The sequence below is a fragment of the Nocardioides astragali genome (assembly GCF_024436375.1).
GTDB classification, from domain to species: domain Bacteria; phylum Actinomycetota; class Actinomycetes; order Propionibacteriales; family Nocardioidaceae; genus Nocardioides; species Nocardioides astragali.
This window is the reverse complement of sequence record NZ_JAFMZM010000003.1, coordinates 668,681-682,767: the sequence shown is the minus strand read 5'-3', so window position 1 is coordinate 682,767 and position 14,087 is coordinate 668,681. Positions and strand designations below refer to the sequence as shown.

13 protein-coding genes are annotated in these 14,087 nt (G+C 67.5%); 5 read left to right on the top strand and 8 right to left on the bottom strand.

What is annotated here, in order from left to right; genetic code table 11:
* The first annotated feature begins 431 nt into the window (after positions 1-431).
* Both J3P44_RS12470 and J3P44_RS12465 read left to right on the top strand, forming a co-directional pair.
* Positions 432-1,394: a class I SAM-dependent methyltransferase gene (locus J3P44_RS12470; RefSeq protein WP_255890700.1), complete on the top strand. Its 963-nt coding sequence runs from the start codon at positions 432-434 to the stop codon at positions 1,392-1,394.
* Entirely contained in the window at positions 1,391-2,401 is a 1,011-nt protein-coding gene (locus tag J3P44_RS12465) for a hypothetical protein (protein ID WP_255890699.1), read from the top strand. Before J3P44_RS12470 ends, J3P44_RS12465 begins: the two co-directional genes overlap by 4 nt.
* On the opposite strand, the gene J3P44_RS12460 is transcribed toward J3P44_RS12465, so the two are convergent.
* Genes J3P44_RS12460 through J3P44_RS12435 form a run of 6 tightly spaced genes read right to left on the bottom strand, consistent with a single transcriptional unit; the run spans position 2,390 to position 8,201 of the window.
* Positions 2,390-3,925, bottom strand: a complete 1,536-nt coding sequence (locus J3P44_RS12460) for a glycosyltransferase (RefSeq protein ID WP_255890698.1) — start codon at positions 3,923-3,925, stop codon at positions 2,390-2,392. The two genes, J3P44_RS12465 and J3P44_RS12460, sit on opposite strands and share 12 nt — an antisense overlap.
* Positions 3,918-4,772, bottom strand: coding sequence for a 3-deoxy-8-phosphooctulonate synthase (gene kdsA, locus J3P44_RS12455; protein ID WP_255890697.1), 855 nt, complete (start codon positions 4,770-4,772; stop codon positions 3,918-3,920). Before kdsA ends, J3P44_RS12460 begins: the two co-directional genes overlap by 8 nt.
* Positions 4,769-5,521: a 3-deoxy-manno-octulosonate cytidylyltransferase gene (gene kdsB / locus J3P44_RS12450; RefSeq protein WP_255890696.1), complete on the bottom strand. Its 753-nt coding sequence runs from the start codon at positions 5,519-5,521 to the stop codon at positions 4,769-4,771. The genes kdsA and kdsB overlap by 4 nt, the downstream gene beginning before the upstream one ends.
* Positions 5,521-6,483 (bottom strand): KpsF/GutQ family sugar-phosphate isomerase, encoded by a 963-nt coding sequence (locus J3P44_RS12445; protein ID WP_255890694.1) that lies wholly within the window; start codon positions 6,481-6,483, stop codon positions 5,521-5,523. The genes kdsB and J3P44_RS12445 overlap by 1 nt, the downstream gene beginning before the upstream one ends.
* A 24-nt stretch (positions 6,484-6,507) precedes the next feature.
* Positions 6,508-7,239, bottom strand: coding sequence for an HAD family hydrolase (locus tag J3P44_RS12440; RefSeq protein WP_255890693.1), 732 nt, complete (start codon positions 7,237-7,239; stop codon positions 6,508-6,510).
* Positions 7,236-8,201, bottom strand: a complete 966-nt coding sequence (locus tag J3P44_RS12435; protein WP_255890692.1) for a class I SAM-dependent methyltransferase — start codon at positions 8,199-8,201, stop codon at positions 7,236-7,238. Before J3P44_RS12435 ends, J3P44_RS12440 begins: the two co-directional genes overlap by 4 nt.
* Here J3P44_RS12435 and J3P44_RS12430 point away from each other — a divergent pair.
* The 3 genes from J3P44_RS12430 (at position 8,102) to J3P44_RS12420 (ending at position 11,861) form a co-directional block, all read left to right on the top strand.
* A complete protein-coding gene (locus tag J3P44_RS12430; protein WP_255890691.1) occupies positions 8,102-9,472 on the top strand; it encodes a lipopolysaccharide biosynthesis protein in 1,371 nt (456 codons plus the stop codon). The two genes, J3P44_RS12435 and J3P44_RS12430, sit on opposite strands and share 100 nt — an antisense overlap.
* A 203-nt stretch (positions 9,473-9,675) precedes the next feature.
* Entirely contained in the window at positions 9,676-10,596 is a 921-nt protein-coding gene (locus J3P44_RS12425) for an NAD-dependent epimerase/dehydratase family protein (protein WP_255890690.1), read from the top strand.
* Positions 10,593-11,861: a nucleotide sugar dehydrogenase gene (locus J3P44_RS12420; protein WP_255890689.1), complete on the top strand. Its 1,269-nt coding sequence runs from the start codon at positions 10,593-10,595 to the stop codon at positions 11,859-11,861. The genes J3P44_RS12425 and J3P44_RS12420 overlap by 4 nt, the downstream gene beginning before the upstream one ends.
* A 45-nt stretch (positions 11,862-11,906) precedes the next feature.
* Here the strand turns inward: J3P44_RS12420 and J3P44_RS12415 are convergent, their stop codons facing one another.
* On the bottom strand, positions 11,907-13,058 hold the full coding sequence (locus J3P44_RS12415; RefSeq protein WP_255890688.1) for a glycosyltransferase family 4 protein: 1,152 nt from the start codon (positions 13,056-13,058) through the stop codon (positions 11,907-11,909).
* Positions 13,055-14,074, bottom strand: coding sequence for a glycosyltransferase (locus J3P44_RS12410; RefSeq protein WP_255890687.1), 1,020 nt, complete (start codon positions 14,072-14,074; stop codon positions 13,055-13,057). Before J3P44_RS12410 ends, J3P44_RS12415 begins: the two co-directional genes overlap by 4 nt.
* Between the last annotated feature and the right edge of the window lie 13 nt (positions 14,075-14,087).

Sequence of the window (14,087 nt, the reverse complement as noted above, 5' to 3'; positions counted from 1 at the left end):
TGGCCCTATCCGACAGTTGTGGAACGAAGGCCCCGGTATTTCCAGACCGTTCGAGAAAAGGATTGAGCTCGCACGAGCAGTCACTCGCGCAATGGCAGTTCGAGCGCCGATTCCGTCAGACGTTCGCCCGACGATCAGACTGCCGAGCCTCAACCGAACCTTCGGCGTCGAAGCCGTTTTCCCGTAGGACACGGACGCCTCCCAGGTGTGAACTTATGCGGTAGACACGTCCGCTCCACATCCGGAGGCCTTGGCCCCCGGCAGATCCGGGCGGTGTCACGAAACACCGTCCCCTGGACGTCACACCCGGGGGAGCTCACCCACCTGCCATCCAGAGTCCTGCCAGCGCGTAGCATGGTCTGCCTACTGCATTGGCCCTCGCACTAGCGACACGGGGCAGTACGAGTTGTTGAGTATGAGGAGGGGTCGCCGTGACGACGAACGACAACAGTCAGCGCTCATCGGTCGCCGACCTGGTAACGGAGACCGTTGTTGCGTGCCCGATGTGTGGGAACTCGGCGTTGACCGCTTGGCGGGCCGGCTGTGCCGACAGCACCGGGATCCCCGTCCGGCTCGACTACTCGCGGTGCGAGGGCTGTGGGTGTCGGGTGTTGAGCCAGCGCGTCAGTGAATCCGCGGTGGGAGGCTTCTACGGGCATTCCTACGCGCCCTACTCCGATGATGCGGGAGCCCGCGCCCCGGGCCTTGTGGGAGACGGAGGGGGTGGCGGTCCGCTGCAAGCCGCTCTGGCGCGCACCTACCGTCCGACGGCCGAGACTCTCCCTCTTAGGGTGCTGGATTTTGGCTGTGGATCTGCCACGTTCGTCAACACCGCCAGGGAGATCGGCTGGCAGACCTGCGCGGCGGACTTTTCGGAGGATGGCCTCCGAGGTGCCCGAGAGGCGGGTCACGACGTTCGCCTTGTCGATGACTCGTTCTGGTCTTGGCTGTCGACCGAGCGGTTCGATGTCGTGCGCCTCAGTCACGTCATCGAACACCTCTATCGGCCCTCGGAGCAGGTGAGTGCCCTGCTGCGGAGCCTCAACCCGGGGGGCGTCCTACACATCATCACCCCTGACCCGCGGGGACCGGCATGCATGCTCGCTCGCCGACGCAGCAACTTCTTTCAGCTGGTGCATGTCACTCTCGTTCCTTCCGCGTCGCTGACCGCCTTGGCAAATCGACTGGGGGCGTCGTCAATTACCGTCGTTCCGGAGACGATCATCAAGGACGTTTGGCGCAGTTGGTTGCTCATGACAGGACGAGTGGACTCCTACGAAGGAGCACCTGAGGTTCCACGGTCGACGTTGGCGAGGATCGCCCTGCGCCTGATGGTCGCCGGCCTCGCCAAGCTTGGAAGGAACGACAGATACCACGCTTTCATCACGCGATGACTCTTCGTGCGGCCTGGCTGCCGTTCGTGGATGACAAGAGGGTCGCGAGCGTGCGGCTCCGGACCCACAACCCGGTCGACATCCTGCGTCAGGATGGGGTCAGTGCGCGCGTGTTGGGACGCGGTGGACCGACACCCGATGAAGTCCTCATCCTCCAGAAGGCCTACTCGCAAGATCACCTCGCAATGGCTCAACAGCACCGCGCCTCCGGGGGAGCAGTCGTTCTGGACCTTTGCGACAATCATTTCGTCAAGAATGACGCTGATCCGGTGCTCGAGGCGAGGGCAGCACGATTGATGGCGATTCTCCCGCACGTCGATGTGGTCAGCGTCTGCACGAGTGAGCTCGGGGAGGTGGTACCGCACCCGGAAACCATCGTCGTCAACGACGCTCTGGACGTCATTCGCCCACGCCCACAATCCCGCTTCCGTCGCCGTTACCGCGACCCTTCCCGCGTGGACAGAGTCTTGTGGTTCGGGACGGCAGGGGCGCATGACCTGCCCTTCGGGATCCGCGACTTGGCCCGGGTGCTGCCCGCGCTCGGCAGAGCAGGCGTCGAGCACCCCTTCGATCTCGTGGTCATGAGCAACTCCCGGGCCGCCTTCTCCAGGCTTCCAGTCCCGCCTGATCTGAGAGCCCGCTACGTCCCATGGAGCGCGAAAGCGTTCGCGCGCGTGGCAGCAGTCTCCGACGTCGCTGTTCTCCCCGTCGAGATCAACGCCGTGACCCGGGGAAAGACCAGCAACAGGGTCGCCACAGCGTTCCAGCATGGGATGAACGTTGTAACCGACCCGCTCCCGAGCTACCTCGACTACCGGGAATGCGTCAGGTTCGGCGGTTATGAGGAGCACGTCGTCGAGTACTTGCAGGACAAGTCACTCAGGGCGGATCACGTGCGAACTGGCCGAGAGATCACCGAGCGGCTTTATGCGCCTTCAGTCATCTCTCGGCAGTGGAGGGACGTCATCGAACGAGCAGCCCTGCTCCGCGACGCCTCATCGTCGTAATCGACTAAGAGCCCGTGCTCCCTGCTTCGCAGCGAGCCGGTTCACGCGCCTGGCGCCGGCGGAGATGACGCGCTTGGGGCGCAGCCTGTCACGTCGGTCGAGCTCTCGTTGGGTTGCGGCCAGCTCAGCCTGGAGGGCACTGGAGAAGACCTGGGTCGGCTGCTCCGTGGCAGGGACGAGAGACCGCAGGGATCGCCGAACGTGTCCCGCCTTGATGTGGCGCTCGACGAGGTCGGCGTCGACGTACCCGGCCTTGCAGGCCCGTACGAAAGCGTCCTCCCAGAGCCGACCGTTGGGATTGTCTTCGCTCTTCCACGGTTGCGTCGGTACCGCCGTGTAGTGGATCAGCTTGGTCTCACCGGGAATGTAGTGCTCAAGGTGGTTCCATCCCTCGGGGAGACCGTCGCGGACTTCGTCGGAAGGCACGACTGCCATCTTGAACAACAGGTCTTCGTAGGTGAGCGCGCCCGCGTCGAGACGATCGATGATCTCGTTGATGTCCCACTTGAGACCTCCGCAGTCGAGCATCATGACGCTCATCTGCAGCCCCGGGTGGAAGCTGGGACTCCCGACCCACTGCGGGGGGATAAAGGTCTGATTCGTGCACAGCACCTTTGCGCCGTCGAACGGAATGTCCCACAACTTGGTGATGTCGTCGAACACCTGCATGTCCGAGTCGACGTAGAGGGCACGACCCTGGTACCCCATCAGCTCGGGGATGAGGAAACGGCTGAATGAGAACGGTGTCCGCTGTCTGTTGCGCGGATCGACCGGCACACGATCCACCGGTTGCAGGTGCTCGACCTGCACCGGCTGGCTCGCGTGCTCATTGATGGTGAAGGCGAGCACTCGTGCCGCGATCAGCTCGCGTTCCTGCACACCGACGAAGACCTTCAACGGGGGGACCAGCGCGTCGACCTGGATCCCGTGCTGGCGCGCGATCCGGGAGATCCCCTCGAACTGGAGCGAGAAACTCGGCTGCCCGTTGGCCAGTCGCGTCGTGCCGTCCAGCGAAGAGAAGTGGCCGGCGTACTGCGTGCCGCCATCAACTCCCAAGGTGGCAACTCGACTCGCCCCCAGGTGTCCGGCGAGGTCCACCGCCGCCTCGGAGCTGAAGTACTGCGCTGTCACGGTCACGCCGCCCTTGCGCCCCGCTGGTTTCGAGTGCAGGTCGTAGCACACGATCCGACCCGCCGCATCAAGCTCAGCGAGAGCCGGCACGTAGCGGATGAGCTCGTCGAGTGACAGCCGGGCCCGGCTGAAGCCGAGGTGGGGATGGCGCGGCATGAGCAACCAGCGCGCATTGGCGGCGATGCTCTCGGCGCACTGCTCCGCGACGTCAAAGTCGATCATGTGAGCGATGTCGACCGGTTGCTGGGTGACCACGTGGTTCAACGACATGGTGACGTAGCCACTGAGGTCGAACTCGTCCTTGCGTGCGTAGGTCGGGCCCTTGCCCAACACGAGGAACTCGCGCTGATCACCGAACGGCCTCGAAGCCGCCCATGTCTCGAACTCAATCATTGGTCGCTCCTAGGTCGACTCGACTCGAATTGCGACGTACCTGGTCCAGCATCAACAACTCGATCAGAAGCTGCTCGAGATGCTGGACCGGAACCATGTTCGGGCCGTCGCTGAGGGCGCGATCCGGGTCGGGATGGATCTCCATGAAGAGGGCGTCGACACCGACTGCCACCGCAGCACGAGCGAGGACGGGAACATACTCGCGTTGTCCGCCCGACGAGGCGCCGAGCGCGCCGGGCATCTGCACGCTGTGGGTCGCGTCCATCACCACGGGCACGTCCATGGCCTGCATCTGTGCAAGTCCTCGGAAGTCGACGACGAGATTGTTGTACCCGAACGACGACCCCCGCTCGGTCAGCATGACGCCGGCGGCCTCGGACTCCTGGAGCTTGGCCAGGACGTTGGACATCTCCGGCGGGCTCATGAACTGGCCCTTCTTCACGTTCACCACGCGACCGGTCCGCGCGGCAGCCACGAGGAGGTCCGTCTGCCGACACAGGAACGCGGGAATCTGAAGGATGTCGGCCACCTCGGCCACCGGCTCTGCCTGCCAGGACTCGTGGATGTCCGTGACCACGGGAACGCCGAGCTCGTTCTTGACCTTCTCCAGGATCCGGATGCCCTCCTCCACCCCCATGCCTCGATAGGAGGTGACGGAGCTGCGGTTGGCCTTGTCGAAGGACGCCTTGAACACGTAGGGCACGCCCAGACGGTCTGTGACGGCCTTGATGGCTTCACCTGTGCGCAGCGTCATCTCGGGGGACTCGATCGAGCACGGTCCCCCCAGCAGAGCAAGCGGAGCGCCGCCGCCGATGGTGAGACCGGGGGCGACCTGGACGGCGCTCATGGGAAGCTCCTTCGGCTAGCAGCAACTGCGCGCTCGTAGTCGTCGGCCGTGTTGACCTCGATCGTGCTCTTCTCCGCGGCTCCCACATGGACCGCATAGCCATGCTCGAGAGCGCGCAGCTGCTCGAGCTGTTCCATCTGTTCCAGGGGCGTGGGGGGCAGGGTTGCGAACACGGGCAGGAAGTCCCAGCGGAACGCGTAGAGCCCGAGATGGTGCCGCAGGGGGACCAGCTCCGGCGACCCGGGATGCTGGGCGGGGATCCGACTGCGGGAGAAGTACAGCGCTCGTCCCTGGAGGTCGGTCACGACCTTGACGGCACTCGGATCGTCTGCCAACGAGGCGTCGAGGGGTGCGGCCAGAGTGGTCATCTCGGGTTGGGGATCCGCTGTGAACGGGGCGATCAGTGCGCGCAGGTCCCCCGCTGAGACGAACGGCTGGTCGCCCTGCACATTGGCCACGACATCGAAGCGATCGCCTATCGCGGCCGCCGCCTCGGCGACCCGCTCACTCCCCGTCGTGACGTCCGACGAGGTCATCAGCGACTCCCCACCGAACGCGTCGACCGCCTCGGCGATGCGCTCGTCATCGGTGGCGACGACCACGCGGTCGAAGACGCCGCTGCTCGCCGTGGCGTCGTGGACCCACTGGACGATCGTGCGTCCTTCGATCAGGAGCAGGGGCTTGCCCGGTAGGCGCGTGCTGGCCATGCGAGCTGGGATCACGGCCAGCGCGCGGACTGCACCCGCCATTACAGCCCGCTCCGGATGAGGTCGTGGAGGCGCACGATACCCACCACTCTCGACCCATCCACGACGGGCAACACAGAGATCTGTGACTCGCGCTGTTCCATGGTGAGCAGCGCGTCATAGGCCGCGGTCTCCGCGCCGACGACCTCGGGGTCCCTGGTCATCACGTCGGCGGCGGTCACTGACGAGATCGAGGTGTCGTCCAAGCGACCGAGGCACCGGCGCACGTCCCCGTCGGTGATCAGGCCCGCCAGACGGTCGCCATCCACGACGACAGCGGCTCCTACGCCGCCGGAAGTGATGCACGCGAGGACCTCAAGCAGGGAGGTGCTCGTTGCAACGCTGCCGATCGCTGCCACCGGTTGCATCAAGTCGGCCACAGAGAGCGTCAGCCGTCGGCCGAGGCGGCCAGACGGGTGGTTCAGCGCGAAGTTCTCTGCGGTGATGTCCTTGTAGGCCATCAGGCTCACCGCCAGGGCATCGCCGACCGCCAGCGCGAGGGTCGTGCTCGACGTCGGCGCGAGATTGAGAGGACACGCCTCCACCTCGGCAAACGCGTCGAGAACCACGGCCGCGCTGCGTCCCAGGGTGGAGTCCGCAGTGCCGACGATCGCGATGATCTGTGCGTTCCGCGACCGGAGGTAAGGGAGCGCCGCGAGAATCTCCTCCGTCTCTCCGCTGTTGCTGATCGCAACCACGACGTCGCGCTCTCGGAGGAGGCCGAGCTGCCCGTGCAAGGCGTCCGAAGGGTGCAGGAAGACGGCACGGCTTCCCGTGCTCGTCAGGGTCGCGGCGAGCTTTCGGGCGACGACGCCTGATGTGCCGACCCCCGTCGTGAGGATGGGGCCGTCCGTATCGGCCATCGACTTCACGGCGTCGGCGTAGGTGGCCTCATCGAGGCGGTCCGCCGCTGCAGTGAGTGCCTCTGCCTCGATGCGCAGCACGCGTGCTGCCGGATCAACCATGGGGCGCACTATACCTAGGCGCGGTCACGCGATCCCCAGCGCACCCATGAGCGCATCGTGGTGCTCGATGACCACGTCGCCCGACGGAAATGAGGAGTCGAGATCATCGAAGACACCGGCGTAGCGAACTGCGACGATCCCCGCTTTCATGGCGCCCACGATGTCGGTGCGACGCTGATCCCCCACATGCGCGACATGCTCGGCCGAGACGTGCAGTCCTCGGCAGGCATGGACGAAAGGAGCCGTCGCGGGCTTGTAGTCGCCTGTCTCGTCGCTGAAGCTCCAGTGGTCGAAGAGCTCGAGCAAGCCGTGACGTTCCAGGTGCTCGCGAAGAACCGGTGACGGTGTCAGGCCGACATCGCAGACGATGCCGACCCGCAGCCCCTTCGAACGGATGCTGACGAGTGCATCCTCGATCCCGGGAGCCAGCTGCAGCGGAGTCTGGCGTCCTGCGTCGGAGAAGGCCTGAGCGAGCTCTCCCCGCACGTGCGCGTCCACATCGGCGCCCAGGTGGTCCAGGATGTCGTCAGCGGCGTGCTCGACGCGGTACTGGACGTTCGCCCGCCAGCTGGCGCTCGCGCGCGCGAAGGCGGCGGCGTGTGCTGCACGCAGCTGTTCGTCGCTCACCGCGAGGCCGGCGCGAACGAGGAGCGGCGCGAAGTGCTCGACCCGAAGCCGCTCCAGCTCGCCTGGAGGCTCCCACACCAGCGTGCGCCAATAGTCGAACGTGACCGCACGAAGCGTCCGTCCGGTCACTCCGTCTGGTCCTCGCCGCGGCGGGCGATGAGGAGAACTCGGAGGCCGTTCCGCTCTTCACGCACCTCTTCGACCGCGACGTCTTCGAATCCTGCGCGGCGCACCTCGTCACGCAGGTCATCGAGGAGCAGCCAGCGCGCGCTCGGGTACACCCCAGCGAAAGGGCTGCGCGGATATTCCTTGACCTCCCTGACCCGAAAGGACTGACCGTCCACCTGATACTGGGAGGTGGCCTCGTGCTCGCGGCTGATGTGGGTGTCCAGGAGCATTCCGGACCGCACCCTGGCGAGGGCGCGCCTGAGGTGCCCCACCGGGTCCTGCAGGTGGTAGAGAACGCCATTGTGATGAAGTACGTCGCACTCGTAGATGTCGGTCGCGGACGCGTCCTCCACGTCTTGGACCGCCAGCTCGGGGCGGTGGCCGTAGAGCCACGTACGCGTCAACGTCTTGACCACGTTCTCCACGCGAGCGTCGACGGCCGTGACCCGCGCCGCGCGGTCGCATAGCGCGATCGTGTGAACTCCTTCGAAGCAGCCGACCTCGACGACATGCTTGTCCCGTAGTCCCAGGGCGGCGTCCAGGCGGACGATGCGTTCGTCGGGGATGACCTGGGGGGTCGAGCGCTTCGTGGCGTTGGCTGGCCTTCCCACCCGCCGTCCTTGGCCGTCCACCGTGAAACACGCCCAGGGCAGGAGCTCGTTGAGGGCCTGGATGTCGTCAGCCTTGAGGGAGTCGGCTACTGATCGCTCACGGATGAGGGGCTCGTACCCGTGCGCGGGCACGTGAGGGGACCCCTGCCTGCTCCGTAACGCGTTGCGAAGGGCGGATAGCATGGCGTCACCGTACTTGTCCGCGTACTGCCGTGGAAGTCGGCGGTCCCAGGCGCGATGCTCGTTGCCGGCGCGCTCTACAAGGGCGTCCGCGAAGAATTCCCGACCATGACAAGGAGCGATGGTTGCCAAGGAGCGGGGCGCGGGGGCAGCTGGGGCGCCTCTGGTCAGCCGAGGGCTTTGCCCTGGCGGCCGGTCTGGTCCAGAGCCTCGTCGTCGCCCGAGCCCTCGGCCCCGATCTCTTCGGCGTCTACGCGCTGGTGTTCACCTTCGCCAGCTTGGTCTTCGTCGTCCTGGACCCCCGCTCAGGCGAGGCGGTGGTTCGGTACATGACGGAGTTCCGGGCGGTCGACGATCTGGACCGATGTCGTGCCGTCACCCGGGGTGGGATGCTGCTGGACGCCGCTTGGGGAGCGGGAGGGCTACTGCTCGTTGCGATCCTCGCGGTCCCGTCCAGTGCTGTTCTGCACGTAAGGGACTACGCAGTCCTCATGCCTGTGGTGGCGCTCGGCATGGCGGCCACCGCGCCTGTCGCCACGAGTCGTGCGATCCTCGGTGTGTTCGAGCGCTTCGACGTCGTGAGCAACCTCCAGTTTCTCGTCGCGACGATCCGCGTCGCAAGCGTCTGCGCCGTGGCTCTCGGGGGATTCGGGCTGCCGGGGATCGTCTGGACACTCGCGACGGTGAGCGCGATCGAGTGTGCGGTGTTCGTCGCGGCCTCGCTCCGAGTTTCGCGCCAGAACCTCGGCGGAGGGATCCGAGGGGCGTCCCTCTCGGCGCTCCGCGGCCGCCGGCGCGCGATCCTCGGCTTCGTCGGCTATGCAGGTCTGACCAGTCTTGCAGCTTCCGCCTTCAAGCAGCTGGACACCCTGTTGGTCGGGGTCCTCGTCGGACCGAGCGCCGCGGGCTACTACCGGCTGGCCAAGACGCTGACGAGCCCGGCGGCCAGTGTCGGGATCCCGCTCCAGGCGGTCCTGTACCCCAGGCTCGCGCGCGCGCAGTCCGAGGGGGACGCGAGTGGCGGTGCCGTCATCGTCCGGCGCGTGTTCTGGCGGGTCGAGCTGCCACTTGCGGGAGCCGCGCTGCTCAGCATCCCCTTCATAGCGCCTGTGATCCGGCTGCTTGCGGGCTCGGACTTCGTGGGCGCCGTCGGACCCACCATCGCTCTCGTCGTCGGTGTCGCTGTCGCGTTCGCCACCCTGCATCAGCGTCCGCTGTTCCTGGTGAGGTACAAGCTCAGGGCCCTGCTGTTGTTCACCGTCGCTATGTCATTGGGATCCCTCGCGGTGTTCGTCCCCGCGGCTGACCTCATGGGTGTCGACGGAGTGGCTTGGGCACGCACCGCCGTTCTGGCCCTCGGCGTTGGTGCCATGGCGGTGTACCTACGTTCGCGAGAGTCGTGACCGGGTGCAGCCTCGAACCGGTGCTGATGGTCAGGATGATTCGATTGCGCGCTCTGAGCCGGAGGGGCCAGGACCCAATCGGAGCGCTGCGTACGAGCGCACGCGGGTCCCGACTCCGCCGGCGGTCTCCGGCGTCACTACAATCGTCAGGCCTGCCATCGTGTCCGGGAGGCGTCGTCAGGTAGGGGATGTTGCGTGTGCATGTGCTGATCACGGGGGGCGCCGGCTTCATCGGCTCGAACCTCGCCGAGCTCGTCCTCGCGACCGGTCACCGGGTCACGGTCTTCGATGACCTCTCGACCGGCTTCGCGGACAACCTCGACGGTCTGAACGTCACGTTCGTCGAGAACACGATCCTGGACGTGGACGCGCTGACGTCCGCGATGTCCGGCGTCGACTCGGTGGTCCACCTCGCCGCCCTGGGCAGTGTGCCGCGCAGCATCAAGGACCCGTTCGCCACCCACGCCGCCAACGCCACGGGCACGCTCAGCGTCCTGGAAGCAGCACGAGCGGCTGGAGTGGGGCACGTCGTGGCTGCCTCCTCCTCCAGCGTCTACGGCCTCAACCCCGCGCTGCCCAAGTCGGAACGAGAGTGGGTGCGCCCGCTCAGCCCGTACGCCGTCACCAAGCTCGCCACCGAGCAGTACCCCCTCGCCTACCAGCAGTCGTACGGCATGGAGACGTTGGCGTTCCGCTTCTTCAACGTCTTCGGGCCCCGGCAGCGTGCGGGTCACGTCTACGCCGCCGTCATCCCCACCTTCATCGACGCGCTGTTGCGCGGCGAGACCCTGTGGATCAACGGCGACGGGTCCAACTCCCGTGACTTCACCTATGTCGGCACCGTCTGCCGAGTGCTGCTCGACGCCTGCGAACGCCGGGTCAGCCACCCGGAGCCCGTCAACCTCGCGTTCGGCACCAACACCACGCTGCTGGAGCTGGTCGGAGCCATCGAGCGCGCGTCTGGGTTGTCCGGTGACGTGCAGCACCGCGAGGCGCGCGCCGGGGACGTCCCTCACTCGCAGGCCGACAACGCCACCTTGCGCTCGCTGTTCCCCGAGGTGACCCCGGTGGAGCTCACCGAGGGCCTCCACCGCACGCTGGACTGGTTCAAGGAGAACTCATGACCACCACGCTCGTCGTCGTCGGCCAGGGCTACGTCGGCCTCCCGATGGCCCTCCGGGCTGCCGAGTCGGGGCTCAAGGTCTACGGCCTTGACAACAACTCCGCCACGGTGGGACGCCTCAACGCCGGACGGTCCCACATCGACGACGTCTCGGACGACGACCTGAGCCGCGGCTTGGAGGCCGGTTTCGAGGCGACCGCCGACCCATCCGTGGTGGCCCTGGCCGACGTCGTTCTCGTCTGTGTCCCGACCCCTCTGGCGGAGGAGGGCGGACCGGACCTCGGGGCCGTCCGCAGGGCCGCCGAGGCGATCGGCGCCCACATCACGCCGGGCACCCTGGCGATCCTCGAGTCGACGACGTATCCGGGCACGACCGAGGAAGTGTTCGCACCCCTGGTGACGGCGCGCGGCCTCGAGTTGGGCGCCGACGTGTTCATCGCCTTCTCTCCCGAACGCATCGACCCCGGCAACGAGACGTACGACGTGCGCAACACGCCCAAGGTCGTCGGCGGTCTGACCGACGAGTGCACTCGCCGCGCCGCCGCCTTCTACGCGCAGTTCGTCGACACGGTGGTGCCGGCCAAGGGCGCGCGCGAAGCCGAGATGTCGAAGCTCATCGAGAACACCTTCCGGCACGTGAACATCGCCTTGGTCAACGAGATGCTGCGTTTCTCCCACGAGCTCGACATCGACCTGTGGAACGCCATCGACTGCGCCGAGAGCAAGCCGTTCGGCTTCATGGCCTTCCGCCCGGGCCCCGGGGTGGGGGGTCACTGCATCCCAGTCGACCCGTCCTACCTCAGTCACCGGGTCAAGGCGCAGCTCGGCTACTCCTTCCGAATGGTCGAGCTAGCCGAAGAGATCAACACCGCCGCTCCCCTCTACGTCGCCAATCGCGTCAGGGACCTGCTCAACGACCGCAGCAAGGCGGTGAGGGGCGCGAAGATCCTCCTGCTCGGAGTCACCTACAAGGCGAACATCTCGGACTGCCGCGAGAGCCCCGCCGACCCCCTCGCGAAGCAGCTGCTCGGCTGGGGCGCCGACCTGTCCTACCACGACCCGTTCGTGCCGGTCTGGCACCCGCATGCGGTCGACGCGACATTCGACTGCGCACCGGACCTCGACCAGGCCGTGCGCGACGCCGACGTCGTGGTGCTGCTCCAGACGCACGCGACGTACGCCCTCACCGACTTGGCCGACACCGCAAAGGTGCTGCTGGACACCCGTGGCGTCGTCGTGGGTCACCCGCACGTCGAGGTGCTCTGAGCCTCTCCGGGCGCCGCTCCTGATCCGGTCCCGGTAGGGGGACGGTCAGGCACCAACGGCGTGGTCGACGATGGCTCGGGCCACGTCCCCCGGCTGGAAGTCCTGGACCGCCCGGTCGCGGCTGGCCCGACCCATCCGGTCGCGCAGCGCCGCGTCGCTGACGAGCTGCTCGATCGCGCGGCCCATCCCGTCACCGTCGTCGGGTCCGACCAGCAGCCCCGTGACGCCGTCCACCACGGAGTCGATCGCCCCGGTGGCGGTGGTCGTCACGGCGGGCTTGCCCATCGCCGCCGCCTCGAGGACGACGTTCGGCAGGCCTTCTCGCCTCGTCGGCAGCACCAGGAGGTCGCTGAGCGCCAGGTAGGGCCGCACGTCGTCGATGTGGTCGAGGACGCGCACGCGCACGCGGTCGCCGAGCTGCTGGAGCCGCTCGAGGTAGGCCGCGGAGTCCGGCTCATCCTGCGCTCCGATCACGAGGAGCTGCAGGACGCAGCCCCGCTCCGCCGCCGAGGTCAGCGCCCTGATGAGGGTGTCCGGTCCCTTGTCGGCCGTCAGCCGGCCGATGAAGACCACCACCGGCACGGCGAGTTCGAGGCCGAGGCCGGCGGCGAGCTCGGGATCCTTCGGCCGAGGGGCGAAGTGCTGCGTGTCCACGCCGTGGCTGCTGCCGTGGTGGGGAACGGCGACGACGCGCCCGGCGTTGAGGCCGAGTCGCTCGAACTCGCGCGCCAGCGAGGGGGACACGGCCACCACGCGGTGGCTGCAGCGGCTCGCGACCTTCTCGAGGACGGCGAGGATCCGGCGCTGCGTGCCGCTCGACCCTTCGAGCCGGAGGCCTTGGAGCAGGTACGTTCGCTGTGGGACGCCCGTGATCCGTGCGGCCATCATGCTCAGCAGGCCAGCCTTGGGGGTGCCCCCGAGCACGACCGCGGGTCGCAGCCGCAGCAGGAGCAGGATCCACCGCGCCAGACCCAGCAGGTCCTTCAGGGGAGCGACACCGCGGTGCATCGGGAGCGCGTGGACGGTCTGCGCCAGGTCCGCGAGCGTCGCGGTTTGCGCGCCCGGGGAGGTGACGACGTGCACCTCGTACCCCCGCTCACCCAGCTCCTCGAGGGTCTCCCGGTAGAACGAGGCGGCCGTGATCGGGATCGTCGAGGAGACGACCGCACGCGGCGGGACGCGACCTCGAGCCGTCACGGAAGGACCGCCGCTCGCCACTCGTCGGCCCAGGCGTCGAAGGAGTAATGGGCCTGCACGGCCGACACCCCCTGCCGTCCGCGAGCCGCGCGGACCTCCGAGGAGGAGCCGATGGCCTCACCCAGTGCGTCTACCCAGTCGTCGTGCGTGGTGGCGGACCACCCGGAGAAGCGCTCGAGCGCCAGCTGGTTGGCGCCGACGGGCGACCCCACCATGGGCAGGCCCGTGGCGGCGTACTGCAGCAGCTTGTAGGCGCACTTGCCGCGCGCGAACGGGTCGTTCCTGAGCGGCGCGAGGGCGACGTCCGCCGACGCGAGGTGCGCGGCGTACGTCTGCGGGGTCCACGTCTCGCGGTCCATCAGGCCCTCCAGTCCGGGGATGTCGGTTTCCGAGGCCGCGCTGACGACGAGCACCCTGGCACCCGTGCGTTGGTGCACCTCGCGCAGGGCCGGCGCGATGCCGGTGAGATACGCCTCGGTCGAGCGAGAACCCAGCCACACCAGGGTCGGCGGTCCAGTCAGGTCGTACGACGTCTTGGGTGTGTACTGCCCGGGCTGCACGCACGTCGGGATCAGCCGCACGTCCCGGCCGTGACGGCCGGCGAAGTCGGCCAGCAACGCATTGCCGGCGATGACGACGTCGGCCGAGGCCGCGGCCATCTCCACCTTCCGACGCTTCCCGAGCACCCGTCGCCAACCCGCCCGGTCCTCGAACAGGGCGTCGTCGAGGTCGTAGACGCCACGAGAGGCGTCGCGCAGGAGCCGCGACTCGACTCCACCAGTGCTCCAGGGGCTCGCCTCCCGGGAGAGGAGCACCGTGCCGCCCAAGGACGAACCGCTCAGCGCCCGGACGCGCCTCTCGGCGCGTGCGACGGCCGGCAGATGCTGCAGGACGGTGCGCGGCGAGTGGTCGCCGAGGGCGGCGTACTCGAAGCGCGCGGCGTGCAGGGCGAGGTGGTCGAGCCACTCGTAGGCCCGGACCCGGGTGCTCGGTGCGGTCGGTCCGTAGATCGACACCACAGACAGGCTG